The organism is Aquibium oceanicum (assembly GCF_001889605.1).
GTDB classification, from domain to species: Bacteria; Pseudomonadota; Alphaproteobacteria; order Rhizobiales; family Rhizobiaceae; genus Aquibium; species Aquibium oceanicum.
Map to the genome: position 1 here is coordinate 428,789 of NZ_CP018171.1, position 25,053 is coordinate 453,841.

The 25,053-nt window shown below is 65.9% G+C and carries 31 protein-coding genes; 21 read left to right on the forward strand and 10 right to left on the reverse strand.

Annotated features, from left to right (window positions below):
* Positions 1-77: 77 nt before the first annotated feature.
* From BSQ44_RS02180 to BSQ44_RS02205, 6 genes are all read left to right on the forward strand, one after another.
* A complete protein-coding gene (locus BSQ44_RS02180; protein ID WP_072601736.1) occupies positions 78-668 on the forward strand; it encodes an NADPH-dependent FMN reductase in 591 nt (196 codons plus the stop codon).
* Positions 665-1,255 carry a histidine phosphatase family protein gene (locus BSQ44_RS02185; RefSeq protein ID WP_114579910.1) on the forward strand — a complete coding sequence of 197 codons (591 nt, stop codon included), beginning with the start codon at positions 665-667 and terminating at the stop codon, positions 1,253-1,255. Before BSQ44_RS02180 ends, BSQ44_RS02185 begins: the two co-directional genes overlap by 4 nt.
* The gene (gene pyrF / locus BSQ44_RS02190; protein ID WP_072601737.1) at positions 1,252-1,956 is read left to right on the forward strand and encodes an orotidine-5'-phosphate decarboxylase; all 705 of its coding nucleotides are present in this window, start codon (positions 1,252-1,254) and stop codon (positions 1,954-1,956) included. Before BSQ44_RS02185 ends, pyrF begins: the two co-directional genes overlap by 4 nt.
* A gap of 17 nt (positions 1,957-1,973) precedes the next feature.
* Complete coding sequence (locus BSQ44_RS27385) at positions 1,974-2,267, forward strand: DUF1330 domain-containing protein (RefSeq protein WP_072601738.1); 294 nt, start codon at positions 1,974-1,976, stop codon at positions 2,265-2,267.
* 20 nt (positions 2,268-2,287) lie between these two features.
* Entirely contained in the window at positions 2,288-2,788 is a 501-nt protein-coding gene (locus BSQ44_RS27390) for a GNAT family N-acetyltransferase (protein WP_235633399.1), read from the forward strand.
* A gap of 136 nt (positions 2,789-2,924) precedes the next feature.
* The gene (locus BSQ44_RS02205; RefSeq protein ID WP_072601739.1) at positions 2,925-4,214 is read left to right on the forward strand and encodes a polyhydroxyalkanoate depolymerase; all 1,290 of its coding nucleotides are present in this window, start codon (positions 2,925-2,927) and stop codon (positions 4,212-4,214) included.
* A 63-nt stretch (positions 4,215-4,277) separates the two neighbouring features.
* Here BSQ44_RS02205 and BSQ44_RS02210 read toward each other — a convergent pair whose 3' ends face one another.
* Complete coding sequence (locus BSQ44_RS02210) at positions 4,278-4,763, reverse strand: hypothetical protein (RefSeq protein WP_072601740.1); 486 nt, start codon at positions 4,761-4,763, stop codon at positions 4,278-4,280.
* A 135-nt stretch (positions 4,764-4,898) separates the two neighbouring features.
* Complete coding sequence (rpsU, locus tag BSQ44_RS02215; protein WP_072601741.1) at positions 4,899-5,180, reverse strand: 30S ribosomal protein S21; 282 nt, start codon at positions 5,178-5,180, stop codon at positions 4,899-4,901.
* A gap of 323 nt (positions 5,181-5,503) precedes the next feature.
* Between rpsU and BSQ44_RS02220 the strand changes: the two genes are divergently transcribed.
* Positions 5,504-5,734 carry a hypothetical protein gene (locus tag BSQ44_RS02220; RefSeq protein ID WP_072601742.1) on the forward strand — a complete coding sequence of 77 codons (231 nt, stop codon included), beginning with the start codon at positions 5,504-5,506 and terminating at the stop codon, positions 5,732-5,734.
* Positions 5,735-5,790: 56 nt separating this feature from the next.
* On the opposite strand, the gene nth is transcribed toward BSQ44_RS02220, so the two are convergent.
* Positions 5,791-6,552, reverse strand: coding sequence for an endonuclease III (gene nth / locus BSQ44_RS02225; RefSeq protein WP_072601743.1), 762 nt, complete (start codon positions 6,550-6,552; stop codon positions 5,791-5,793).
* A 22-nt stretch (positions 6,553-6,574) separates the two neighbouring features.
* On the opposite strand from nth, the gene BSQ44_RS02230 reads away from it, so the two are divergent.
* From BSQ44_RS02230 to BSQ44_RS02240, 3 genes are all read left to right on the forward strand, one after another.
* Positions 6,575-7,060: a DUF2244 domain-containing protein gene (locus BSQ44_RS02230; protein ID WP_072601744.1), complete on the forward strand. Its 486-nt coding sequence runs from the start codon at positions 6,575-6,577 to the stop codon at positions 7,058-7,060.
* A 73-nt stretch (positions 7,061-7,133) separates the two neighbouring features.
* Positions 7,134-8,027 carry a methylated-DNA--[protein]-cysteine S-methyltransferase gene (locus tag BSQ44_RS02235; RefSeq protein WP_072601745.1) on the forward strand — a complete coding sequence of 298 codons (894 nt, stop codon included), beginning with the start codon at positions 7,134-7,136 and terminating at the stop codon, positions 8,025-8,027.
* A 69-nt stretch (positions 8,028-8,096) separates the two neighbouring features.
* Positions 8,097-9,002: a ribokinase gene (locus BSQ44_RS02240; protein ID WP_072601746.1), complete on the forward strand. Its 906-nt coding sequence runs from the start codon at positions 8,097-8,099 to the stop codon at positions 9,000-9,002.
* Positions 9,003-9,024: 22 nt separating this feature from the next.
* On the opposite strand, the gene BSQ44_RS02245 is transcribed toward BSQ44_RS02240, so the two are convergent.
* The gene (locus BSQ44_RS02245) at positions 9,025-9,966 is read right to left on the reverse strand and encodes a nucleoside hydrolase (RefSeq protein ID WP_072607800.1); all 942 of its coding nucleotides are present in this window, start codon (positions 9,964-9,966) and stop codon (positions 9,025-9,027) included.
* Positions 9,967-10,084: 118 nt separating this feature from the next.
* On the opposite strand from BSQ44_RS02245, the gene BSQ44_RS02250 reads away from it, so the two are divergent.
* Together BSQ44_RS02250 and BSQ44_RS02255 are read left to right on the forward strand one after the other, a co-directional pair.
* Positions 10,085-10,510 carry an Hsp20 family protein gene (locus BSQ44_RS02250; protein ID WP_072601747.1) on the forward strand — a complete coding sequence of 142 codons (426 nt, stop codon included), beginning with the start codon at positions 10,085-10,087 and terminating at the stop codon, positions 10,508-10,510.
* Positions 10,511-10,571: 61 nt separating this feature from the next.
* Positions 10,572-10,829: a BQ00720 family protein gene (locus BSQ44_RS02255; protein WP_072601748.1), complete on the forward strand. Its 258-nt coding sequence runs from the start codon at positions 10,572-10,574 to the stop codon at positions 10,827-10,829.
* 28 nt (positions 10,830-10,857) lie between these two features.
* On the opposite strand, the gene ptsN is transcribed toward BSQ44_RS02255, so the two are convergent.
* From ptsN to lptC, 6 genes are all read right to left on the reverse strand, one after another.
* Positions 10,858-11,322 carry a PTS IIA-like nitrogen regulatory protein PtsN gene (ptsN, locus tag BSQ44_RS02260; protein ID WP_072601749.1) on the reverse strand — a complete coding sequence of 155 codons (465 nt, stop codon included), beginning with the start codon at positions 11,320-11,322 and terminating at the stop codon, positions 10,858-10,860.
* A gap of 73 nt (positions 11,323-11,395) precedes the next feature.
* Positions 11,396-11,977 carry a ribosome hibernation-promoting factor, HPF/YfiA family gene (hpf, locus tag BSQ44_RS02265; RefSeq protein ID WP_072601750.1) on the reverse strand — a complete coding sequence of 194 codons (582 nt, stop codon included), beginning with the start codon at positions 11,975-11,977 and terminating at the stop codon, positions 11,396-11,398.
* 340 nt (positions 11,978-12,317) lie between these two features.
* Positions 12,318-13,835 carry an RNA polymerase factor sigma-54 gene (gene rpoN, locus BSQ44_RS02270; protein WP_072601751.1) on the reverse strand — a complete coding sequence of 506 codons (1,518 nt, stop codon included), beginning with the start codon at positions 13,833-13,835 and terminating at the stop codon, positions 12,318-12,320.
* A gap of 165 nt (positions 13,836-14,000) precedes the next feature.
* Complete coding sequence (gene lptB, locus BSQ44_RS02275) at positions 14,001-14,804, reverse strand: LPS export ABC transporter ATP-binding protein (protein WP_072601752.1); 804 nt, start codon at positions 14,802-14,804, stop codon at positions 14,001-14,003.
* Positions 14,805-14,815: 11 nt separating this feature from the next.
* A complete protein-coding gene (locus BSQ44_RS02280; protein ID WP_072601753.1) occupies positions 14,816-15,376 on the reverse strand; it encodes an LptA/OstA family protein in 561 nt (186 codons plus the stop codon).
* Between the two features lies 1 nt (position 15,377).
* Entirely contained in the window at positions 15,378-16,121 is a 744-nt protein-coding gene (lptC, locus tag BSQ44_RS02285) for an LPS export ABC transporter periplasmic protein LptC (RefSeq protein WP_083534364.1), read from the reverse strand.
* Positions 16,122-16,349: 228 nt separating this feature from the next.
* On the opposite strand from lptC, the gene sppA reads away from it, so the two are divergent.
* The 9 genes from sppA (at position 16,350) to BSQ44_RS02330 (ending at position 24,966) form a co-directional block, all read left to right on the forward strand.
* Positions 16,350-17,324, forward strand: coding sequence for a signal peptide peptidase SppA (gene sppA / locus BSQ44_RS02290; protein ID WP_072601754.1), 975 nt, complete (start codon positions 16,350-16,352; stop codon positions 17,322-17,324).
* Positions 17,325-17,372: 48 nt separating this feature from the next.
* Complete coding sequence (locus tag BSQ44_RS02295) at positions 17,373-17,654, forward strand: integration host factor subunit beta (RefSeq protein WP_072601755.1); 282 nt, start codon at positions 17,373-17,375, stop codon at positions 17,652-17,654.
* A gap of 38 nt (positions 17,655-17,692) precedes the next feature.
* On the forward strand, positions 17,693-18,046 hold the full coding sequence (locus tag BSQ44_RS02300) for a LapA family protein (protein ID WP_072601756.1): 354 nt from the start codon (positions 17,693-17,695) through the stop codon (positions 18,044-18,046).
* A 27-nt stretch (positions 18,047-18,073) separates the two neighbouring features.
* The gene (lhpI, locus tag BSQ44_RS02305; RefSeq protein WP_072601757.1) at positions 18,074-19,057 is read left to right on the forward strand and encodes a bifunctional Delta(1)-pyrroline-2-carboxylate/Delta(1)-piperideine-2-carboxylate reductase; all 984 of its coding nucleotides are present in this window, start codon (positions 18,074-18,076) and stop codon (positions 19,055-19,057) included.
* 70 nt (positions 19,058-19,127) lie between these two features.
* Complete coding sequence (locus BSQ44_RS02310) at positions 19,128-20,204, forward strand: class I SAM-dependent rRNA methyltransferase (RefSeq protein WP_072601758.1); 1,077 nt, start codon at positions 19,128-19,130, stop codon at positions 20,202-20,204.
* Complete coding sequence (locus tag BSQ44_RS02315) at positions 20,201-21,058, forward strand: TrmH family RNA methyltransferase (RefSeq protein WP_072607802.1); 858 nt, start codon at positions 20,201-20,203, stop codon at positions 21,056-21,058. The genes BSQ44_RS02310 and BSQ44_RS02315 overlap by 4 nt, the downstream gene beginning before the upstream one ends.
* A complete protein-coding gene (lspA, locus tag BSQ44_RS02320; RefSeq protein WP_072601759.1) occupies positions 21,055-21,555 on the forward strand; it encodes a signal peptidase II in 501 nt (166 codons plus the stop codon). Before BSQ44_RS02315 ends, lspA begins: the two co-directional genes overlap by 4 nt.
* Positions 21,556-21,610: 55 nt before the next feature.
* Complete coding sequence (acuI, locus tag BSQ44_RS02325) at positions 21,611-22,606, forward strand: acrylyl-CoA reductase (NADPH) (RefSeq protein ID WP_072607803.1); 996 nt, start codon at positions 21,611-21,613, stop codon at positions 22,604-22,606.
* Positions 22,607-22,674: 68 nt separating this feature from the next.
* Positions 22,675-24,966, forward strand: a complete 2,292-nt coding sequence (locus BSQ44_RS02330) for a response regulator (RefSeq protein WP_083534368.1) — start codon at positions 22,675-22,677, stop codon at positions 24,964-24,966.
* Positions 24,967-25,053 lie beyond the last annotated feature (87 nt).

Here is a 25,053-nt window from a genome sequence, read left to right on the forward strand (position 1 = left end):
CTCCCGCTCGCGAATGCGGTTTCCTTGCCGGCCGCGAATCCCTATACACCGAAGCAGTTTCGCAAAGCGGACGGCCGATGACACCAAGAATTCTCGTCTTCGCTGGATCGAACCGGAGCGGCGCCTATTCCGGCAGGACCGCCGAAGCGGCGACCAGGGAACTGGCGATGCAGGGCGCCGAGGTGACCCGCATCTCGCTCGCCGACTATCCGCTGCCGATCATGGACGAGGATCTCGAGGAGGAGAAGGGCATCCCGGAGAACGCGGTGAAGCTCGCCCGGCTCTTCGCGGCGCACGACGCTCTCCTGATCTGCACGCCCGAATACAACGGCTCGATGCCGCCGCTGCTCAAGAACACGATCGACTGGGTGAGCCGCGTGAGCAAGGATGCGGGCAAGCCGCTGAAGCCCTACCCCGGCAGGGTGGTCGGCATCTGCTCGTCGTCGGCCGGTCATTTCGCCGGCATTCGGTCGGCAAACCACCTCCGGGCGGTGCTCTCGCACATCGGCATGGAGGTGATCGCGCCGCAGGTCTCCGTGCCGAACGGCGGCGACGCCTTCGACGAGGATGGTGAATTCCGGGACGAACGGCTGAGGAAGGGCATGGCGCGGCTCTGTAGCACCCTGATGCAGCACGCCAGGCTGCTTTCCACCAGGGTCGAGCCTTGATCGCCTACTATCTGACGCATCCGCAGGTGGATATGGAAACGGCGCGACCCGTGCCGCTGTGGCGCCTTTCTGCCATCGGCCGCGGTCGCGTGGAAGCCATGCGCGCGAAGCCCTGGCTCGGCACGCTGAGCCGCATCGTGGCAAGCGCGGAGACGAAGGCGGTCGAGGCGGCCGCGATCCTCGCCGCCCATCTCGGCATTCCGATGAATGTGGTGGAAGAGATGGGCGAGAACGACCGTTCCTCGACCGGCTTTCTCGAGCCCGCCGCCTTCGAGGCCGCGGCCGACCGGTTCTTCGCCGAGCCCGAAGCGAGCTGGAACGGCTGGGAACGCGCGGTCGATGCTTCCCGGCGCATCGTCAGGGCGGTGGACGGCGCGCTGCGGGATCATGATCCGGAACGGCCCATCTTGTTCGTCGGCCATGGAGCGGTGGGGTCGCTCCTGAAAGCGAGCCTGGCGGGGCGTCCGATCTCCCGCGTCGAGGACCAGCCTGCCGGCGGGGGCAACATCTTCGCCTTCCGGCTTTCCAATCGCCAGCTCCTGTGCGACTGGACGCCGATGGAAGAATTCGAGGGAGTACGCGGATGACGGAGCCAGGCAAAGCCAGCGACCGGCTGATCGTCGGCCTCGATCTGCCGAGCGTCGATGCGGCGCAAAAGATCGTTCGTGACCTGGACGGCGTCTGCACCTTCTACAAGGTCGGGTACCGCCTCGCCTTCGCCGGCGGGCTGGAATTCGCGCGCGATCTCGCGGCCGAGGGCAAGAAGGTCTTCCTCGACCTGAAACTCCTCGACATCGACAACACGGTGGCCGAGGGGGTGGAGAGCATCGTCAAGCTCGGCGTGACGATGCTGACGCTGCATGCCTATCCAAAGGCGATGCGCGCGGCGGTGGAAGCGGCCAGGGGCAGCGACCTTTGCCTGCTCGGTGTGACGGTGCTCACCTCCATGGACCAGCAGGATCTCGTCGAGGCCGGCTACCAGTACGAACCCCACGCGCTCGTGATGCGCCGCGCCGAGCAGGCGCGCGCAGCCGGCATGGGTGGCGTCGTCTGTGCCGCGAGCGAAGCCCATGCCGTTCGCGGCATCGTCGGTTCCGACATGGCCGTGGTCACGCCGGGCATCCGGCCGGCAGGTGCGGCCCATGGCGACCAGAAGCGCGTGATGACGCCCGCCGCGGCGATCCGCGCGGGATCGAGTCATCTCGTCGTCGCCCGCCCCATCGTGGCCGCGCCCGACCCGCGCGCCGCCGCGCAATCGATACTGGATGAAATGGCAACGGCCGCCTGAGGCCGGGAGGAGGAAGAATGCCCAAAGCCTACTGGATTGCCCATGTCGACGTGCGCGACCCCGAGCGGTACAAGGATTACGTGGCGACCGCCAAGCCGGCCTTCGAGAAGTACGGCGCGAATTTCCTGGCGCGTGGCGGCACCTACGAAGCCATGGAAGGCCGCGGGCGCGGCCGCAACGTGGTGATCGAGTTTCCCTCGCTGCAGGCGGCGCGCGACTGCTACAACTCGGCCGAATACCAGGCGGCCAAGGCGATCCGCCAGACGGTGGCCGACGCCGAGATGGTCATCGTGGAGGGCTACGAAGGCTGACCCATCCGGTAGCCTGCCGGCTGCGCCCCGCGCGGCCGGACGACATCGAGGCGCTGATCGAAGCCGAGACGGCGGCTGCGAAGCTCTTCGGCGAGCACGGCTACCCGCAACTCGCGGAGGAGGCGCCGCCGTCGCCGGCAGCTTTAGAGGAGTCTCTCGATCGGCACGACGTCATCGTCGCCGCCGATGATGCCGACCGCGCGATCGGCTATGCGATGGCGCTCGTGATCGGCGACACCTACTGGCTGTGCGAGCTCTCCGTTCACCCGGCGCATGGGCGCCGTGGCGTCGGGACGGCGCTGCTGTCGGCATTCCTGGACGCAGCCCGCCGGTGCGGCTGCCGCCGGGCGGGGCTGTCGACCTTTCGGCGCGTTCCCTTCAATGCGCCTTTTTATGCGCGGCACGGGTTCGTCGAATCCGGCGCCGATGAAGCGGATTCGGCCCTGCGGGATCGGTTCCAGCGGGAGGTTCCCGATGGCATCGACCCTTCCGAGCGCGTCATGATGCTTCGAGTGCTTTGATAATCCTGCGCAATTGCTCGCTCCCGGGCAACGAATCCTCTTCTATTGCATTGCAGCAGAATACCGGTACCGTACCGTTCACAACTCATTAGCCGAACGGCGCGAAGCTGGGCGGTCCGGGCGGGAAGGGTAAGACATGTTCTATCAGCTCTACGCGTTGAGTCATGCTGCGGCGCAGCCCTACCGCGCCTTCGCCGACGCAGCGCGGCTGTTCTATTCGAACCCGCTCAATCCCCTCTCGCACACGCCTTTCGGTCGCACCGCCGCGGCGATGGCGGAACTGTTCGAGCGGACGACCCGCCGCTATGGGAAGCCGGAATTCGGTCTGACGTCGACGGTAGTGGACTGGAAGCAGGTGAAGGTCTCCGAGGAAATCGTCTGGAGCCGTCCCTTCTGCGACCTGATCCACTTCGAACGGGCCATACCGGCCGGCCGGCGCCCCGACCCCAAGCTCCTGATCGTGGCACCCATGTCGGGGCACTACGCCACGCTGTTGCGCGGCACGGTGGAAGCCATGCTTCCCCATGCGGACGTCTACATCACCGACTGGGCGGATGCCCGCATGGTGCCGCTGTCGGAGGGTCGCTTCGACCTCGACGACTATATCGACTACGTCATCGACATGCTGCACGAGCTTGGCCCGAACGTGCACGTCATGGGCGTGTGCCAGCCGGCGGTGCCCGTCATCGCGGCGGTGGCGCTGATGGAAGCGCGCGGCGATCCGATGTCGCCCTCGACCATGACGCTGATGGGCGGTCCGATCGACACGCGCAAGAACCCAACCGCGGTCAATTTGCTGGCCGAGGAGAAGGGCATCGAGTGGTTCCGAAAGAACGTCATCATGCAGGTGCCGTGGCCGGAACCCGGTTTCATGCGCGACGTCTATCCAGGCTTCCTGCAGCTTTCCGGGTTCATGAGCATGAACCTCGACCGGCACATCATCGCCCACAAGGACTTCTTCATGCACTTGGTCAAGCATGACGGGGACTCGGCCGAGAAGCACCGCGACTTCTACGACGAGTATCTTGCCGTGATGGACCTGACGGCGGAGTTCTATCTCCAGACGGTGGAAACTGTCTTCGTCAACCACGATCTGCCGAAAGGCACGATGAAGCACCGGGGAGAGCCGGTCGACCTGACCGCGATTCGCTCGGTCGCCCTGATGACCGTCGAGGGCGAAAACGACGACATTTCGGGCCTCGGGCAGACGAAGGCCGCCCAGACCCTGTGCGTCAACATCCCGGCCGACTATCGCGTGCACTACATGCAGCCCGCGGTCGGGCACTACGGCGTCTTCAACGGCTCCCGCTTCCGTTCCGAGATCGTGCCGCGCATCGCCGACTTCATCACCAGCTACGGCAAGGAAAGCCGCACGGCCATCCGTCCCCGGCTCGTGAAATCGGACAAAGCCAAGGCGCAGAACTGATTCTTGATTTCGGATGGAAGCGATCTGCGTCCATCCGAAACGAGACAGGCCGGGTAGTCTATGTCAGGCGATGACGCGCCGGCTGCGCCGGAACGCCTGAAATCCCGCGATCACGAACAGCAGGAGAACCACCGCCTGAACCGCTGCGAAGGGCGGTTCGGAGCCGGTCGGTGCCAGCAAGTGGAGCGGGCCGATCTTCAGGAACGACTGAACGACCAGCACGAAAACGTTGAGATAGAGCGCGAATAGCGCCGTGACGATGAAGACCGGGCGCCAGACTCCGGCGAGATGGTACCGGTAGTATGCGGCGAGCGCCACGGCGAGGAGCGCGGTCGATAGGAGACCGAAGGCAACGGCAGGCGTGATGGTGCTGAATGGCAGGAGAAAGCCGGTCAGCGTGGTCAGGGTTGTGGTGGCGAGGAAGACGTGCGTCCAGCGGACGTTCGCCGGGCGGCCAAGCAAGCCCGCCAGCCAGACGAGCCCGCTGACGATAGCGACGAGGCTCAGCGCGACGTGAGCGACCGTGAATGCGAAAAGGCCAATGTTCATTGCAACCTCCGCGTCGAGACCCCTTAGTGGGACCTCCAACGGGGAAGAAAACGCCTGCTTCGCAGAATTGTAAATCCCGATTTCGCACCGCAGCGAAGATTCGCGCCAGCGAACCTTCGCGGCCGGTGAAAACCGTCAGTGCGTCGCGTTCGCGGCCGAAGGCGCGGGACGCATGCCCGGACGGGGAGCGCGCGGCTTCTTCTTGGGGCTTGCGATGATCCCTTCGCGCTGAGCCAGCTTGCGGGCCGCCTTGCGCGACCGCCGGACAGCTTCCGCCTTTTCGCGGGCACGCTTCTCGGATGGCTTCTCATAGGATCTGCGGGCTTTCATTTCTCGGAAGACGCCTTCCCGCTGCATCTTCTTCTTGAGCACCTTGAGTGCCTGGTCGACGTTGTTGTCTCTCACATGTACTTGCAATGTTCTTCCTTCATCTGTGCGCCGGCTCCATGCCGGCGGCGTGAGGCGGGAACGAAAGGCCCATTCCCGAAACGGCGGTAGTATCCCAACCGGATCGGGAATGACACCCTGCGCGGCGATTTTGTTTCCTTAACGGATGGCGCGCCCGTTGGATGCACGGCCTCCAGTGACCGAAAGTTGCGTGCCGCGCCTTATTCTCACGTATTTAATTCAAATTTTACCCTGTTCAACGGAGGCTTCTGAAGTTCCTCGCGGAAGCCGGAACCATGCCGGGACAGACTGGTTGTCCTCGCAACAGTAAGATCGAGACCTGGAGAAGAAACATGGCTTCACGAGAAAGCCACGACAAAGAGGAGGCGGCCCGCTTGCTGACGCGCGAACTGCGTTCCAAGCAAAATGCACGCTTTCTGCGGGGATTGCCCGCGTTCCAACTTCGCGACGGCCTGCCAGACAAGATGCAGGGTCTTCTCGACCAGCTCGAGCAGACGGAGCGGACGTATGGCGGCGGCAATCAGGCCGGCGCGCTCGGCGCCGCCCATTTCCCTGAACGCTGACACCCGTGTCGTTGCGCGAGACACCGAGACGATCATGCGGCGCGCCGAACGGCGCTTCAGAGGCTCGCCTCGGGTATCGGACCGAGCGGCACAAGCGGCGCGGGGATTGCGTTCGTCTTCTCGGCGGCCTTGCAAAGATCGGCGATGACGCAGCTTTGGCACTCCGGCTTGCGCGCCTTGCAAACGTAGCGTCCGTGCAGAATCAGCCAGTGATGCGCGTGGCGCATATATTCGACCGGGATCACCGCCAGTAACCCGGCCTCGACCTCCTCCGGGGTCTTGCCCGGCGCCAGCCCCAAGCGATTTCCGATCCTGAAGATATGCGTGTCGACGGCCATGGTCGGTTGTCCGAACGCCATGTTGAGCACGACGTTCGCCGTCTTCCGTCCGACGCCTGGAAGTTTGACGAGGAGGTCCCGGTCGCCGGGCACCTCGCCTGCGTGGTCGCGGATCAGCGCCTGCGACAACGCGATGACGTTTTTCGCCTTGTTGCGCCAGAGCCCGATGGTGCGGATGTGCTCGCCCACCCTCTCCTCGCCCAGTTCCAGCATCCGTTCCGGCGTGTCGGCGACGGAAAAGAGCGCGCGCGTCGCCTTGTTGACGCCGGCATCCGTCGACTGTGCCGAAAGCACGACGGCGACGAGCAGGGTGAACGGGTTCACGTGCTCCAGTTCGCCCTGCGGCTCCGGCCGCTGGACGGCGAAGCGGCGGAAAATCTCGCGGACTTCATCGGGCGAATAGGCGCACTTTCGCCGTCTCTTCGCGGAGGGTCGTTTCGCCGTGCGGGGTGCGGCGTTTTTGGTCTTGGGCTTTTGCATCCGCCCTCTATAATTCCCTGTCATGCACGAAACAAACGCCGCGGACGAGCCGATTTTCAGCGCGCTGCTGACGCCGCACCGTTCGCTCGGCCCCAGGGGTTTCGCCATCCTCATGGGCATCATCGGCACCATCTCGTTCTCGATCGGCCTTCTTTTCTGGTCCATCGGCGCCTGGCCGATCGTCGGCTTCTTCGGGCTCGACGTGCTCCTCATCTACGGCGCGTTCCGGATGAACTATCGCGCTGCGCGTGCCCGCGAGGAGGTAAGTGTTTCGCGCACGCGGCTCGACATCCGCAAGTTCGCGCCGTCGGGGCGCAGCGAGTCGCATCAGTTCAACCCGTTCTGGGCGAAATTCGCGGTGTCGCGCCATGAGGAAATCGGCATCACGCGGATGGCCGTCGAGGGTCAGGGCCGCAATGTCACGATCGGCAGCTTCCTCAATCCGGACGACCGCGAAAGCTTCGCGACCGCCTTCGGCCGCGCGCTCGCGACGGCGAAGGCCGGCTGATCTCTGATCCGGCAAGTTTCGGGTGGAGAGGGTTTCCGGTTCGCGCGATAGTCGCGGCCAAGGAGACACCGCCATGAACGCCCAGACCGCAATCCTCCAGAAAGACGTCACGCCCGCTCCGCACGCCGCCGATTTCGGCGACTACGAGGTCGTGCGCAAGGTGATCGAGAAGATCAGCCGCGACTACCGCGACCAGCCGTCGCTGGAAGAGCTCGCCGATGCCGTCGGCGAAACGCCCACGGGCTTGCAAAAGCTGTTCACGCGCTGGGCGGGGTTGTCACCGAAGGCCTTCCTCCAGGCGGTCACGCTCGACCACGCGCGGCGGCTTCTCGACGAAGGCCTGCCGCTGCTCGAAACCTCGTTCGAACTCGGCATGTCCGGTCCCGGGCGCCTGCACGACCTCTTCGTCACGCACGAGGCCATGTCGCCGGGGGACTACAAGTCGCGCGGCGCGGGGCTGACGATCCGCTACGGCTACCACGTCTCGCCCTTCGGCATCGCGCTGGTCATGGCCACCGACCGGGGCCTGGCCGGGCTCGCCTTCTGCGACGCGGGCGAGGAGAAGGCCGCCTTCGCCGACATGTCGGGACGCTGGCCGAACGCCACCTATGTCGAGGACCTGTCGGCCACGGCGCCCTATGCCGCCCGCATCTTCGAACCGTCCCGCTGGCGTGGCGAGGAACCGCTAAGGGTGGTGCTGATCGGCACCGATTTCCAGGTACGGGTCTGGGAGGCGCTGCTCGACATTCCCATGGGGCGGGCCAAGCCCTATTCGCGCATCGCCGCCGAGATCGGCGCGCCGAAGGCGAGCCGCGCCGTGGGCGCCGCGATCGGCGCCAATCCCGTGTCCTTCGTCGTGCCATGCCATCGGGCGGTCGGAAAATCCGGCGCGCTGACCGGCTACCATTGGGGCCTGACGCGCAAGCGCGCCATTCTGGGATGGGAAGCGGGCCGGATCGCGGGATAGCGCCACGACAGCGTTCAATCCGCCGTGCAAATCGTCTAGCGTACCTACCGAACCATCGGGAGGACGTTCGTGGTCATCGTCATCGGCTCCATCAATCTCGACCTCATCACCACCGTCGACCGGCTTCCCAATCCGGGAGAGACGGTCGGCGGCGACCGATTCTCGACCGCTCCGGGCGGCAAGGGGGCCAACCAGGCACTCGCCGCCGCGCGCGCCGGCGCGGAGGTCCGCATGATCGGCTCGGTCGGAAGCGACGCCTTCGCCGAGGAGGCGCTGGCGCTGCTTCGCGCCGGCGGCGTCGACCTGTCCAGCGTCCACGTCTCCCATGCGGCCACCGGCGTGGCGCTCATCCTGGTCGGCGCCGACGGTGAGAACATGATTGCCGTCGCGCCCGGCGCCAATGCCGCCGTGCTGCCGGGCGACGTCGGCAAGGCTATGATGGAGAAGGGCGACGTCGTGCTCCTCCAGCACGAGATTCCGCTCTCTACCGTCGAAGCCGCGCTTCGGGCTGCCCGCAAGGCCGGCGCCGTGTCGATCCTGAACACGGCCCCCTTCCGCGCCGAGGCGGTTCCCCTGCTCGCCGAGGCCGACATCGTCGTCGCCAACGAGACGGAGTTTGACCGCTATGCCGAGGCGCTCGGACTTTCCGGCGCCGACCGCGTGGCGAAAATGCGCGCGTTTGCCGGCACCACCGAGAGGACGATCGTGGTGACGCTGGGCGGCGAGGGCGCCGTCGCCGCCTCGCCGGGTGCCGAGCTTTCGGTGCCCTCGATCACCATCGAGCCCGTCGACACCGTCGGGGCGGGCGACACGTTCTGCGGCTATCTCGGCGCGGGTCTGGACGAAGGGATCGGCTTGAACGCCGCGCTGCAGCGCGCCGCGGTCGCCGGAGCGCTCGCCTGCCTCAAACCCGGCGCCCAGCCGGCAATCCCGGTGCGAGCCGATGTGCTGGAGGCCTTGAAGGGCGCGGAGTAGAGATCCGGAGGCGGCGCCGGACTCAGAGACGCCCGAGCCGCTCCGTCAAAAGCGCGAAGAAGCCGTCGGAATCGACGTCGCGCATCACCGTGGCGTTCTTCTCTCGTCCGGTGACGCCCCACCAGTCGACCACCGTCATGCCCATGGTGAGTTCGGAAGCGGTCTCGATCGCGACATTGCAGTGGCGGCCGCCGAAGAGTTCGGGACGGATCAGATAGGCGATCACGCATGGGTCGTGCAGCGGTCCGCCGTCGCTGCCGTACTTCTCCTCGTCGTAGCGCTCGAAGAACTCCAGCAGCTCCGCCGTTGCGGTGCCGACCCGCGTGCCGAGCGCGCGGAAGGCTTCCACCCTCTTTGCGGTGGTCAGCGCCTTGTGGGTGACGTCGAGCGGCATCACGACCAGCGGTATTCCGGCGTTGAAGACGACCTCCGCCGCGTGGGGGTCGACATGGATGTTGAATTCCGCCGCCGGCGTGACATTGCCGCCTTCGAAGAAGCCGCCCCCCATCAGGACGAGCTCGCGGACGCGCGGCGCGATCTGTGGCGCGCGATTGAGAGCTGCGGCGATGTTGGTGAGCGGCCCGAGCGTGCAGAGCGTGACGGCCTTCTCGTCCTCGGCAAGCAGCGTCTCGACGATGAAGTCGACCGCGTGCTTCTCCTGGAGCGGCATTGCAGGCTCGGGAAGCTCCGGACCGTCGAGGCCAGTGCGCCCGTGGATGTGCTCGGCCGTGACGAGCCCGCGCACCAGCGGCCGCACGCAGCCGGCGAAGACCCTGGTCTCCGGCCTGCCGGCAAGTTCGCAGATCTTGCGCGCGTTCTTCTCCGTCAACGCTAGCGGAACGTTGCCCGCGACAGCGGTGATGCCGAGCACGTCCAGCTCGGGACTGGCCAGCGCGAGCAGGATCGCGACGGCGTCGTCCTGGCCGGGATCGGTGTCGATGATGATCTTGCGCGGGGTACCCATGGCCTGCTCCTGCAACCGCTTGAACTTAACGAAGCGCCGGACCATATCAGTGGCACGCGGGAGAATGCCATCCGGGTTTTCCCGCTTTCCACGTCGCTCTTAGGAGGACTGACAGACCATGTCGCGCATGACGCCTTTTTCGAGCCCGCTTCTGCTCGGGTTCGATGCAATGGAAAAGACGCTCGAACGCGTCGCCAAGTCCGGGGACGGTTATCCACCCTACAACATCGAACGGCTGCGCGGGACCAACGCCGATGGTGAGCGGTTGCGCATCACGCTGGCCGTGGCCGGTTTCTCCGAAGACGACCTCGAGGTCACGACCGAGGAGAACCAGCTCGTGATCCGCGGCAAGCAGACGGACGACGCCGAGCGGGAGTACCTGCACCGGGGCATCGCCGCGCGGCAGTTCCAGCGCTCCTTCGTGCTCGCCGATGGCATGCGCGTGGTGGGAGCGGAACTGAAGAACGGGCTCCTTTCCGTCGATCTGGACCGTCCGCAGCCCGAAAGGCTGGTACGGAAAATAAACATATCGGTGAAAGACTGATCGGAACCCTTAGCTCGAACGCGGGTTGGCATCCTGGCAGCCCTCGGCAAGGAGGCTTGAAATGACTGAACAAGAACGGAATTCCACGATGACGGCGGACCAGTTCGCCCACCTCGGAGAAGGCGCTCTCGCCTATCTCAAGAAGGTGAAGAGCGAGGAACTGAAGGGCCGCTTCCCTGGCATGCCCGAGATCGCTCCGGGCCTGGAACTCTGGGCGCTCTTCGCGGCCAATGGCCAGCCGATCCTCCTGACGGACGAGCGCGACAGCGCGCTGGGAGCCGCCATGCAGAACGATCTCACCGCCGTCAGCATTCACTGACGCCGACGATCCCTCTACCGCCCCCCGCTCAGGCTGCGTGCGAAGCGGGGGTCGACGCGAGGAAGGTGTGGATCGCCGCCGCATCCTTTGTGCCGCGGATTTTCGCCACCATTTCGGAATCCCTCAAGACCCGCGCGATGCGCGACAGGGCCTTGAGGTGGTCGGCGCCCGCGCCTTCCGGCGCAAGCAGCAGAAACACGATATCGACCGGCTGATCGTCGAGCGCCTCGAACTCCACCGGATGGTCCAGCCTCGCGAAGACGCCGGTGATCTCCTTCACACCTGGCAGCTTGCCGTGCGGGATGGCGATGCCGTTGCCGACCCCGGTCGATCCGAGCCGCTCGCGCTGCAGGATGGTGTCGAAGATCTCGCGCTCGGCAATCCCGGTGATCTCGCTCGCCTTCTCGGCCATCAGCTGCAGGAGCTGTTTCTTGGAATTGGCCTTCAAGGCCGGCATGATCGCCGGAACCTCGATCAGATCGCTCAGATCCATTGCTTCGCGTCCTTGATTTGTGCCACCGCGGGGCCGTCCCCAACAGGCCGGGCAATGCGATGAGGCTCTAGGATCAGTTCGATGCCACGGCGGATGGATCGATCCAGCCGATGTTCCCGTCGGCGCGCCGGTAGACGATGTTGACCGTGTCCGTCGCTGCGTTGCGGAAAACGTAGACCGGGCTGTCCTTGGTGTCGAGTTCGATGACGGCGGAGGCCACGCTCATGGTCTTGAGCACGAGCGAGGTCTCGGCGACGACGGTCGGCGCGTAGTCTTCCGCGACTTCGTCCTCCTCATCGGCCACCGCGGCGACGATCCTGTAGGGGATATCGGTCCAGACCGCCTCTTCCGGCGATGCGGCCTGGTGCGACTTGAGGCGGCGCTTGTAGCGGCGCAGGCGCTTCTCGATGCGTTCGGCCGCGGCGTCGAAGGCAAGCTGGGGATCCAGCGCCTGTCCCTCGGCCTGGAGCGCCATTCCGGTATCCAGGTGAATCATGCAGTCGGCCGAGAAGCGCGATCCGGACTTTTCCACCGTAACGTGGCCGGAGAACCCTCCATCGAAATATTTCGAGATCGCTTCCTCGATCCTCTGATCGATTCGGGTGCGGAACGCCTCACCCATTTCCATCTGCTTGCCGGATATGCGCAGGCCCATCTCGAAACCGACCTTTCCTGCCGTGGTGTGTGACGCTACCGAGTTTATACCTGCGATCGCACGGCACAAGCAGGTGCGGCGACGTAACGCCAGGTACCGGCGCGAGTTCCGATGTGATCGGACGGCGCAGCACGCCGGTCCGCGGGTGGGCGGCTTCTAGGAACTTCGATTTGCTTTGTCAACGCGAAGCCGGCGCCGCGTGGATTTCCGCTGCGGCATGGGCGCGGCCGCCCACGCGACAACGGGAGCATCTCTCCCGAAAGTGGGAACCGGTTTGGCCAGAAAGACATGCGCCGGGATGCATCAGGCGCAGGAGCGGATCGGAGATCGCGAGGCGTTTCTAGATCGCGCCGGCCATCGCGCGCTTTTCCCGCCGCCGCTGCACCGAGGACGGAATGTTCATGCCCTCCCGGTACTTGGCGACCGTTCGGCGGGCGATGTCGATCCCGCTTTTCTTCAGGATGTCGACGATCGCGTCGTCGGAGAGCACGTCGGAAGCTCTTTCCTCGTCGATCATCTGGCGTATGCGGTGGCGGACGGACTGGGCGGAATGCGCGTCGCCGCCTTCCGCGGACGCGATCGCAGCGGTGAAGAAGAAGCGCAGTTCGAAGACGCCGCGTGGCGTCTGCATGTATTTGTTTGCGGTCACGCGGCTGACCGTCGATTCGTGCATCTGGATGGCCTCGGCCACCGTCTTCAGGTTGAGCGGACGCAGATGCCTTATGCCGTTCATCAGGAAGGCGTCCTGCTGCCTAACGATCTCCGAGGCGACCTTGACGATCGTGCGGGCGCGCTGGTCGAGGCTGCGCGTCAGCCAGCTGGCGCTCTGCACGCAGTCGGACAGGAACTCCTTGTCGGCCGAAGACCGCGCCCCTGCGGAGACCCGCGCCAGATAGGTCTGGTCGACGAGAACTCGCGGCAGGGTCTCCGGATTGAGCTCCACGGCCCATGTGCCGTCCGGAGCCGCACGGACGATCACGTCGGGAACGATCGTCTCGGCCCCCTGTCCGGCGAAGCCCGCTCCGGGCTTCGGATCGAGTGCCCTGATCTCGCCCAGCATATCGATCAGGTCGCCCTCGTCGACTCCGCAAAGCCGCCGGAGCGCGGCGAAATCGCGCCGCGCCAGGAGATCGAGGTTGTCGAGGAGCGCCCGCATGGCGGGGTCGAGCCGGTTCAGGCGCTTCAGCTGGATCGCCAGGCATTCCGAGAGGCTGCGCGCGAACAGGCCGGGCGGATCGAAGTTCTGGCAGGCGGCGAGCACCGTTTCCAGGATGGAAGCCTCCACCCCGAGACGGGCCGCCAGTTCCGCCGGATCGTCTCGGAGATAGCCGGAATCGTCCAGGGAATCGGCCAGTTCGGATGCGATGATACGGTGCAACGGTTCGGTGAAGCCGAAGGCGATCTGCTCGGTCAGTGAATCGCGCAGCGTGACCGCCGCGGCAGCGATGTCCTCCAGATCGAAGCCCTCGCCGGCGGACCCGCCCGATCCCATGGCTGATTTCCATGTCAGGGAAAGGTCGGGGCTGAGCCGGTCGCGGATGCCCGGATCGTCCGGGTAGAGATTTTCGAGGGACGAATCCAGGCGGTCGGAGAGCCGTTCGGCATTGTGGTCGAGATCGGAGGCGAACCACTCGGTCTCGCCGTCCGCCTCGCGCTCGGGGGTCGGTTCTGCCTCGGGCTCCGGCCGGTCGTCCTCGTCGGCGCGACGTTCGAGAAGCGGATTGCGTTCGATCTCGTCGTCGATGAAGCGCTCGAGTTCGGCATGCGTGAACTGGAGCAGTCGGATCGACTGCATCAGCTGCGGCGTCATTACGAGCGCCTGCGATTGCCGCAGTTGAAGTTTCGCTGCGAGCGCCATACTGATTTACCCTGTACCCCACACCCGGTCCTTGCGGACCAACCGTCCAGCCGCATTAGAAACTGGCCCGGCTTTTGCTTGTCAAGGCCAAGCTATCAGGCGGCGCTTACCGAACGGTTTCAGGGGACGATCAAAAGGCAGGTGACGGAGGCGGAGGAGGGCCCGTCAGAGCGAGAAGGCCTCGCCGAGATACAGGCGCCGCACGTCCGGATTGCTGATGATGTCGTGGGCCCGGCCATGCGTGAGCACCTGGCCGGCATGCAGGATGTAGGCCCGGTCGATAAGCCCCAGCGTCTCGCGAACGTTGTGGTCGGTGATCAGGACGCCGATGCCGCGCGCGGTCAGGTGGCGCACGAGCTGCTGGATGTCGGACACCGCGATGGGGTCGATGCCGGCGAAGGGCTCGTCGAGCAGCATGAAGCTCGGGTTGGATGCCAGCGCCCTGGCGATCTCGAGACGCCGCCTCTCGCCGCCCGACAACGCGATGGCCGGAGACTTGCGCAGGTGCGAGATGTGGAACTCCTCCATCAGCTCGTCCAGCTTCTCCTCGCGCCGCTTGCGGTTCTTCTCGACGACCTCGAGTACCGCGCGGATGTTCTGCTCGACCGTCAGGCCGCGGAAGATCGAGGCCTCCTGCGGCAGATAGCCGATGCCGAGGCGCGCGCGCCGGTACATCGGCATCGTGGTGACGTCGAAACCGTCAATTTCGATCGTCCCCTCGTCGACCGGCACGAGCCCGGTGACCATGTAGAAGCAGGTGGTCTTGCCGGCGCCGTTGGGTCCGAGAAGGCCCACTGCCTCGCCGGCGCGCACGCCGATGGAGACACCACTCACCACCGCGCGGCCGCGATAGCTCTTGGACAGCCCGCGCGCGATCAGCGTGCCCTTCAACTTGTCGCGGTCGGGCTTCGCCGGCGAAGCCGGCGCGGCGGCAGCGGCGCTGACGGTCTTGCGCGAGAAGAACGACACTCCGGGCCGCCCTACTGCGACCGCGAGCTCGGCTGCAGGAGCATCTTGACCCGGCCCGAGCCTTCCTTCTTGCCGCACCCGTCGAGAGTGGCCTCTCCGGTGCTCATCAGCACTGTCAGCTTGCAACCGACGATGACGTTTGGGCCATCGGAAAGAACGACTTCCTTGCCGGACATGGTCAGGGTATCGGTCGCCATGTCGAAAGCCGCCTGGTCGGAGGTCGCCACCTGGGTCTGGGTCTTGACGTAGACTTTCCCGTCCACCTCGATCCGCTCGATGCTCTGCATGGAGTCGCCGGGAGCCGCCTGCTCGTTCCCATCGCCGGACTTGGCGTAGAAGACCTTCATCCGCGTCGACTTGAGCAGCGTCTCCCCCTGCATCACGTTGACGTTGCCGGTGAAGATCGCGAGGCCGTCGGCGTCGCGAACCTCCAGCTTGTCGCTCTCGATCTGGATCGGCTGATCGCCGGAGAGCTTCAGTCCCGTAAAGCGGCTCTCGCCCTGGGCCATGGCGGCCGAGCAGCCGATCGCGACCGCGAAGAGCGCGGCAAGGGCGCAGAAAAGGCGCGTCATCCTAGTTCCCCGATTTCCCGGCGCCGTCCGCCGTCTCTTCACTCTTGGCTTCGCGCGGTTCGATCTTCATCCGGACCCTATCCTCAAAGAGGAAAACATCGCCTCTTTCAAGCACCTGGAACCTGTCCGAGGTGATGCGCGAGCCCCCCTGGACGATTTCCACCGGATCGGAGGTCTTTAGCTCCCCCGCCTCCATGTCGATGAAGGCGGACTTGAACTTCGCCGTCAGGCCGTCGGAGGTGGTGAACGTCGCGGGCGTGTCGATGTCCAGCGTCTGACCCGCATCGTCGTAGAGCCCGCCATCGGCACTGATGACCGCCCAGGTGTCCGAAGAGAGCGGCACCTTGGCGTCGATCCCCTCGAGCTTGATGGCGCCCGTGAGGGAGAGATCCTGGATGGCCCGCTTGGCCTTCATCGAATAAGGAAGATTTTCCTTCGTGTAGCCGTTCATGGTCGGATTGGCCATGACCAGCTTGCCGTCCGAAATGCCCGACCCGACGAAGTCGACCGAGATGCCCGTGGGGGACAGGACGTAGGAATAGATCGCGAAGGCCGAGGCGAGCAGGATCGCAAGGGCGGGCAGCAGGATCTTGAACAGCCGCACCCTGCGCGAGTGGCGCAGAGCTCCGGCGAAGGCGGTTTCGCGGCCTTGCGACGACGTATCCGCGGCTCCGCCATGCGGGCTCGGTCGATACTGAGCGTAGTGGGCCGTGTCGGTTGCCATGTCGTGCCGGGCGAGCCTCATGGTTCCGTTGCCGCGGCAACGGTCGAATTGTCGGACGCATTCGGTCCGGCTACAGGCCCCATTGCACTGCAATATGGTGATTTTTGGATTAATCGCAATCCTGAGCGGCCCCTGAGCGAGATAGGCGCAATCGAAGACAGGCGGGTGGTGGGCGCCAGCGGCGTTTCCAATCGTCTCGGGAAGCGCTAGAAGCGGCAGACCACTCCATTGTTCCCCGCGAGGAAACCCATGGCGCTTCGTGCCGACGACATCATCGACCGCCGCCGTCTCCGGCGCAAGCTCACCTTCTGGCGCGTGGCGACGCTGCTCGTCGCCGCGATCGCCATTGCCGTCTTCGCCTATTGGGCTTTCGGCGACACGGTGCCGGGAACAGGCCGCAACCACATCGCCCAAGTGAGCATCGAGGGCACGATCGTCGAGGACGAGGAGCTGATCGACCGGCTGGAAAGCATCGGGAAGTCCGAGGCCGTCAAGGGTGTCATCCTGACCATCGATTCCCCGGGCGGCACCACCGCCGGCGGCGAGGCGATCTTCGAAGCGGTCCGGAGCCTGGCGGAAAAGAAACCGGTGACGGCCCAGGTCGGCACGCTGGCCGCGTCGGCCGGCTACATGATCGCCAGCGCGACCGATCATATCGTGGCGCGCAAGTCCTCCATCGTCGGGTCGATCGGCGTCCTCGTCCAGTATCCCGATCTGACGGGACTGATGGAAAAGCTCGGCATCGGCCTCGAATCCATCAAGTCCTCGCCGCTCAAGGCCGAACCGTCGCCGTTCAATCCGACGACCGAGCCGGAGCGCCAGATGATCCGCGCCATGATCCTCGATTCCTACGACTGGTTCGTCGGGCTGGTGACCGAACGGCGTCCGCTGTCGCGCGAGGAGGTGCTGGCGCTGGCCGACGGCTCCGTCTTCACCGGCCGGCAGGCGCTGAAGCTGAAACTGGTGGATGCGGTCGGAGGTGAGGACGTCGCGATCGAGTGGCTCAAGGAGCAGGGGGTCGATCCCGGCCTCGAAGTCATCGAATGGAAGAAGAAGGGAAGCGGAAACTTCCTCCTGGCGCAGTCGATGATGCGCGCGATCGCCGGCGCGATCGGCCTGCCGTCCTCCGGCGGCGACCTCATCCGCGACCTCGGTGGCGATCGTATCTTCCTTGACGGTCTGCTGTCGCTCTGGCAACCTGAAACGGCTGCCGGGCGCGATTGATAATGCCAGCGGAAACAAGGATTTCGCGGCACGAGAGGAATCCTGCCAATGATAAAATCGGAGCTGGTCCAGAGCATCGCCAACCGCAATCCGCATCTTTTCCTGCGTGACGTGGAAAACATCGTCAACGCGATCTTCGAGGAGATCACGGAAGCACTCGCGGAGGGCAACCGGGTGGAACTGCGCGGCTTCGGCGCCTTCTCGGTCAAGAACCGTCCGGCCAGGACCGGGCGCAACCCGAGGACCGGCGAGTCCGTTGAGGTCGAGGAAAAGTGGATCCCCTTTTTCAAGACGGGGAAAGAACTTCGCGAACGGCTCAACATGAAGTAGCCGAGGCTGCGTCCTCGGCAGGAAGATACGGATAGCGAATGCTCAATCGGGTCGTTCTCATCGTCATCGTCGTCCCCATCGCGGTCATCCTGATCGCGCTGGCCGTCGCAAATCGGCAGATGACCGCCTTCACCCTCGATCCGTTCAATCCGGGCAACATGGCGCTGACGATCCAGTTGCCGCTGTTCGTCATGCTGTTCCTGGCGTTGATCGCCGGGATGGTCATCGGCGGCCTCGCCACATGGATGCGGCAGGGTCGTTACCGCAAGGAAGCGCGCGTGCAGCGTCGCGAGGTGAAGAACCTCCTGAACCAGCAGCGCGTGACCCCGACCGGCGAGGCGCAGCGCACGACCGCTTCCGGAACCGCCGTGGCGCCCGTGCCGCGTGCCTGAGCGCGCGTCACGCATCGGGGGCTTTCCATGCGCATGATCGACACCGGCGCGGTCGACCGCGCTCTTGATTTTTCTTCTCTCGTCGAGACCCTTCGCGACACCTTCCGGGATGGCGCGATCCAGCCGGTGCGCCACCACCACACGATCGAACGGCCAGACGGCGCCGCCTCCACACTGCTGCTCATGCCCGCCTGGAGCGACTTCGAGCGTGCCGGCACGTCTGACGGCGGCTTCGTCGGGGTGAAGATCGTCACCGTCTCCCCCGACAACAACGCGATCGGCAAGCCCGCGGTGATGGGGCTCTATCTGCTGCTCGACGGCAGGACCGGCGAACCGCGTGCGCTCATCGACGGCCAGCGGCTAACGCAATGGCGCACGGCTTGCGCGTCGGCGCTCGCCGCGAGCTACCTTGCGCGCCAGGACGCCTCGCGGCTGCTCGTGATCGGCGCGGGCGCGCTCGCCCCTTTCCTGGCGAAGGCGCATTCGGCGGTCAGGCCGATCCGGGAAATCCGCATCTGGAACCGGACGCCGGCCAACGCGGCGAAGGTCGCGGAGGCGCTGGCGGCCGACGGATTGAACGCCGCCGTGGCCACCGATCTCGCCGGAGAGATCGGCAGCGCCGACATCGTCTCGTCCGCCACCATTTCGACCGACCCCCTGATCGAGGGTCGTTTTCTCAGACCCGGCACGCATGTCGACCTCGTCGGCGGCTTCACGCCGGCGATGCGCGAGGCGGACGACGAGGCGATCCGGCGCGCACGCGTCTTCGTCGACACGATGGCCGGCGCCACCAAGGAAGCGGGAGACATCGTCCAGCCGCTCGCCTCGGGCGCCCTGCTGAAGGAGGCGATCGCCGCGGACCTCTTCGGCCTGACGCGGGGCGAGAAGAATGGCCGGGAGAACCGCGACGAGATTACGCTCTTCAAGTCCGTCGGCGCCGCGCTGGAGGACCTCGCAGCTGGCATAGCGGTCTACCGGGCGGTCGATGGACCGGCGGGACCGGATCGCTGAACACACACCGCGTTGCGCCGGTTGCGGCGCTATGGCAGAAGCCAGCGATGTTTCCAGTCGAGGCAATGCCGTGAAGCCCCCGCGCGAAAAGCGCCGCGACGCGCGGCCCCGGCCGCATGCCGCCGGCCGGGATCGCCGTCCGCCGCGCGATCCGTCGCAACAGAAGGGTCCGGCCGGTGCCCCGGCCACCACGCCACCCGTGTCCCAAGCGGCGCGGAATCCCACCCCGCGTCCAAGACGCTCCGGTGCGCTGCCTGCCGAGACGGTTCCGCTCATTCTCGAAGTCACCCCGAACGAGGACTACGCGCTGCTTGATTCCGGCGGCGGCGAGAAGCTGGAGCAGTACGGCCCCTACCGCATCGTGCGGCCGGAGGGGCAGGCGATCTGGTCCCGCGCGCTTCCGGACGCCGACTGGAACGACGTCGACGCGATTTTCACCGGCGATACCGACGAGGAAGGCATGGGCCGCTGGCGCTTCCCCAAGGAAGCCCTCGGCGAGACCTGGCCGATGCGGCATGACGGCATCGACTATCTCGGCCGCTTCACTTCGTTCCGGCATGTCGGCGTCTTCCCCGAGCAGGCCTCGCACTGGCGCCAGATGGAAGCGCTGATCCGGGGCGCCGGACGGCCGGTCAAGGTGCTGAATCTCTTCGGCTATACCGGCATCGCCTCCCTGGTGGCCGCGCGCGCGGGTGCGGAGGTCACCCATGTCGATGCCTCGAAGAAGGCGATCGGCTGGGCGCGCGAGAATCAGGAGGTCGCCCGGCTGGGCGACAGGCCGATCCGCTGGATCTGCGAGGACGCCAAGAAGTTCGCCGAGCGCGAGGAACGTCGCGGCAGCCGCTACGACATCGTGCTCCTCGATCCCCCGGCTTACGGGCGTGGGCCGAAGGGCGAGGTCTGGCAGCTCTTCGAGGACCTGCCCGACATGGTGGCGCTCGCCCGCTCCATCCTGACCGACCGGCCGCTGGCGGTGGTGCTGACGGCCTACTCGATCCGGGCATCCTTCTTCGCCATCCACGCCCTGATGCGTGACGGCTTCGCCGGCATGGGCGGACGTGTGGAATCGGGCGAACTCGTCATCCGCGAGAAAGCGGCGGGACGCGCGCTCTCCACGTCACTGTTTTCGCGTTGGGTGGCCGCATGAGTTCCGGGCATCACGGCGGGCATCGCGTCGGACAGGTGAAGGAGGTCACCAGCCTCGCCAATCCGATCGTGAAGGACATCAAGGCGCTGGCGCTGAAAAAGTTTCGCGACCAGCAGAACGCCTTCGTCGCCGAGGGCCTGAAGCTCGTCATCGACGCGCTCGATCTCGGCTGGACCATCCGCACCCTCGTCTTTTCGAAGTCCGGCATCGGCAATCCGGCGGTCGAGAAGATCGCCGCGCGCACCGTGGCGTCGGGCGGGCTGGTGCTCGAGGTCAACGACAAGGTGATCTCCGCCATCACCCGCCGCGACAATCCGCAGATGGTGGTCGGCGTCTTCGAGCAGCGCTGGATGGCGCTGGCGGAGGTGAAACCCTCGGGGCAGGACGTCTGGGTGGCGCTCGACCGGGTCCGCGATCCCGGCAATCTCGGCACGGTCATCCGCACCGTGGATGCTGTCGGCGCAAAGGGCGTGATCCTCGTCGGCGAAACTACCGACCCCTATGCCATCGAGACCGTCCGGGCGACGATGGGCTCGATCTTCGCGGTACCCGTCGCGCGGACATCCCTGCAAGGGTTCCTGGCCTGGCGTCAGGGCTTCAAGGGCATAGTCGCCGGGACCCACCTCAAGGGCTCCGTCGACTACCGCAGCGTGGACTATTCCGGCCGGCCCGTGGCGCTTCTCATGGGCAACGAGCAGCAGGGACTGCCGGAGGAACTCGCCGCCGCCTGCGACCGCCTGCTGCGCATCCCCCAGGCCGGACGCGCCGATTCGCTCAATCTCGCCGTCGCGACCGGCGTGATGCTATACGAGGTGCGCCGTTCGGCCATGTCGCTCGAGGCGGACGGCACATGAGACGACCTTTCCTGCTCGTGGGGATCGCGATCGTGCCGGTGGGGCTCGACCAGCTGATCAAGTATCTGGTCGAGACGGGCATGGAGATGCACGAGCGGATCGAGCTCTTGCCGGTACTGTCGCTCTTCCGCATCCACAACACCGGCATCGCCTTTTCGATGTTCTCCGGGTCGGGCAACCTGTTCCTGGTCGTTATGGCCGCCGCCGTGATGGGCTTCGTGACATGGCTCGCGTCGCGCACGGAGCCGCACCAGACCATCGCCCGGATCGGGTTCGCGCTGGTTCTGGCGGGCGCGGCCGGAAACCTGATCGACCGCGCGGTGCTCGGCTATGTGGTGGACTACATCCTCTTCCATGTCGGGACCTGGTCGTTCGCGGTCTTCAACCTGGCCGACGCTTTCATCACGGTCGGCGCCATCCTGGTCGTGATCGAGGAACTGCTCGCCTGGTGGCGGCCGGCGGAACGAAGCCCAGACGACCTGCCTCCGGGCGGTTGACGGCGTTCCGCCACGGAAGCACAGTCGACCTTAGGAAACGAAATTGGGAAACGACATGCCGGAAACGTTCAGGGCTCTCCTCGTCTCGCGCGACGAAAACAAGAAGCAGTCGGTCGCCGTTGCCGAGATGACGGAAGCCGATCTGATGGAGGGCGACGTCACGGTCGCCGTCGAGGCGACGACGGTGAACTACAAGGACGGACTGGCGATTACCGGCATGGCGCCCGTGGTCCGGCGTTTTCCGCTCGTGCCTGGCATCGATTTCGCCGGCACGGTGGTCAAATCCTCGCATGCCGACTGGCGCGAGGGCGACCAGGTGATCCTCAACGGATGGGGCGTCGGCGAGACGCATCATGGCGCCTATGCAGGGCTCGCGCGGGTCAAGGGCGACTGGCTGGTGCGGCTTCCGCCGCAGATCACGCCCTTCGAGGCCATGGCGATCGGCACTGCGGGCTATACGGCGATGCTCTGCGTCATGGCGCTCGAACGGCACGGCATCGTGCCGGAGCGCGGTCCGGTCATCGTAACCGGCGCCGCCGGCGGCGTCGGATCGGTGGCGATCGCCATCCTGTCCCGGCTCGGTTTCCACGTCATCGCGTCGACGGGGCGCACGTCGGAGGAAGACTACCTTCTGGACCTCGGTGCGGCGGAAGTGATCGCGCGTGACGAACTGTCGGGACCGGCCCGACCGCTCGGCCGCGAGCGCTGGGCCGGCGGGGTGGATGCCGTCGGCAGCCATACGCTCGCCAATGTCCTGTCGATGACGTCCTATGGCGGCGCGGTTGCGGCCTGCGGGCTCGCCGGCGGCATGGACCTTCCGGCGAGCGTGGCACCCTTCATCCTGCGCGGGGTCTCGCTTCTCGGCATCGATTCCGTCATGGCGCCTCACAGCCTGCGCCAGGAGGCCTGGGGCCGGCTCGCGCGGGACCTCGACCGCGCCCGGCTGGCGGCGCTCTCGACCACCATCGGTTTCGGCGGCATCGTCGATGCCGCGCATGCCATCGTCGAGGGCAGGATACGAGGTCGCGTGGTCGTCGACATGGCGAAATGACCGTTATCGCTAAAGTTTTAGCGGGCTCCCCAAAGCTTCTCTAATCCGTTTTTGCCTAGGGTCCGGACATGACGTCGGACCCGGAGACCGTGAGATTCAGGGCGAACCGTCCCGCAGCCACGATCGGCGCGGGAGCGACCGCCCCTGCGCGCTCGCCGGCCTCCTTGCAGCGGCTGCGCGACCGCTTCGCGATCGGCGATCTCGTCATGCTGATCGCGATCCTCGTCCTGACGGGCTACTCCTTTCTCAGTGGCGCGCCGGGTCTCCTGAGCTACGGCCTGCTGCTGACCGGGCTCGCCGGCCTCGTCCTGCTCATGCGCATCCTGATCGAGGACCGGCGCGAGATGCGCCTGTCCGTGAAGGCGGCCGAGCGCAACCGCGAGGAGATCGAAAGCCTCGCCGACCGTATGTGGGAACTGCGCGAGAGCGAGGAGCGCTTCCGCGGGCTCATCGACGCGCTGGGCGACCTGGTGGTGCATCGCGACCGCGACGGCCGGATCGTCGATACAAATCGCGTCTTCGCCGAGATGTTCGACCGGCACCCCCGCGATCTCGCCGGGCGGACGCTGGAGGAGCTCGGTGTCGAGGTGGGCGTTGTTCCGGATGCGGCCTTCGCCGACGGAGAGCACCTGACCTCGGCCGACGTATCGATCCAGACCGCGTCGGGCGTGCGCTGGTTCTCCTGGATCGAACTGTCCGTGCGCGATGAGGCGACCGGCACCGTGTCGCACCGGACCATCGCGCGCGACATCACGGGACGCAAGCGCGCCGAGGCCGCCCTGATCGCCGCGCGCGAACGGGCCGAATTCGCCAGCCAGGCGAAATCCCGGTTCCTGGCGACCGTCAGCCACGAGATCCGGACGCCCATGAACGGCATCATGGGGATGGCGAAGCTGCTCGCAGACACGGAACTGACCCCCGAGCAGCGCACCTATGTCGGCGCCGTCTCGACCTCCGCCAACGCGCTGCTTGCCCTGATCGAAGATCTGCTCGACTTCTCCAAGATCGAGGCCGGACGTTTCGAGCTCGAGCCGCAGTCCATCTCGCCTCGCGAGCTGGTCGAGAACGTGGTCGAACTGATGGCAGCGCGCGCCTTCTCCAAGAACATCGGACTGGGCTGCCATATCGATCCGGACGTGCCCGCGATGATCGAGGCCGATCCGGGACGCTTGCGGCAGATCATGCTGAACCTCGTGGGCAATGCCGTGAAGTTCACCGAGGAAGGCGGCGTGCTGGTCACCGTCACCGCCAGCCGCGACGACGAGTCGCCGGCCCTGCGCTTCGGCATCGTCGACAGCGGCCCCGGCCTCACTCCCGGCGAGATCGGCCGCATTTTTCGCGAGTTCGAACAGGCCGACGGAACCTCCACCCGCAAACATGGCGGGGCCGGGCTGGGACTGGCGATCTCCAAGCGCATAGCCGACGCCATGAAGGGCCGCATCGTCGTCGAGAGCGAAATCGGCAAGGGATCCCAGTTCACCTTCGAACTGCCATTGCCGGAGCAGACGCCGGTATCGACGGAAAGACGTGCCGCGCTGCGCGGGAACTCGATCCTCATCGTCTCCGAGAACGTCGTGGAGGCGGAAGCCATGGCCATGACGCTGCGCGGCAATGGCGGCGTGGTGCGGGTCTCGCGTTCGCTGGGAGACGCGGAACTCCTCGTTTCGGAAGGCAGGACCGAGTTCGCCGCGATCCTGATCGACGCCGCCCTGGAGACCGTGGATGGCTCGGCGCTCTCGCGCCTGCGCAAGCACGCGCATGGTGAGTTCCAGGCCGTCATCCTCATCGCGCCGACCGACCGCGGCAAGCTGTTCCAGTATCGCAGCGCAGGCTACTCCACCTTCCTCGCGCGGCCGGTGCGTGGTGCGACCATGCTGCGCATCCTCACCAAGGGGTTCGTCGAACCGCCGGCGCATGGATCGGTACACAGCCTGCGCACGCGCCGCCCCAGCGGCCACCTCGCGCGCGACAAGGCCATGAGCGTGCTCATTGCCGAGGACAACGAGATCAATGCCCTGATGACCCGTGCGGTGCTGGAAAAGAGGGGTTACCGGGTGACCCATGTCGCCGACGGCAAGTCCGCCGTCGACGCTGTGATCGCCTCGCGTAACGGGGCCACGATCGATGTCGTTCTGATGGACCTCCACATGCCGATCATGGACGGGCTCGACGCCATCGCCCTGATCCGCAAGCACGAGGAGGAGAAAGGCCTGCCGGCCATCCCCATCATGGTGCTTTCGGCCGACAGCCAGGAAAGCACGCGGCACACCGTGCTCGCCCACGGCGCTACCGGATTCGTGACGAAACCGCTCGATCCGCACGCGCTCGTGGAAGCCGTCCAGCACCAGGCTGCCGCCTGAGCCGGCAAGTTCGGCCCGGGCCGAACGTTGCGGCCAACCCCCTGTCATCCTATTGTAGCACTGAGGTCGTATCGCCCGCGAACTCTG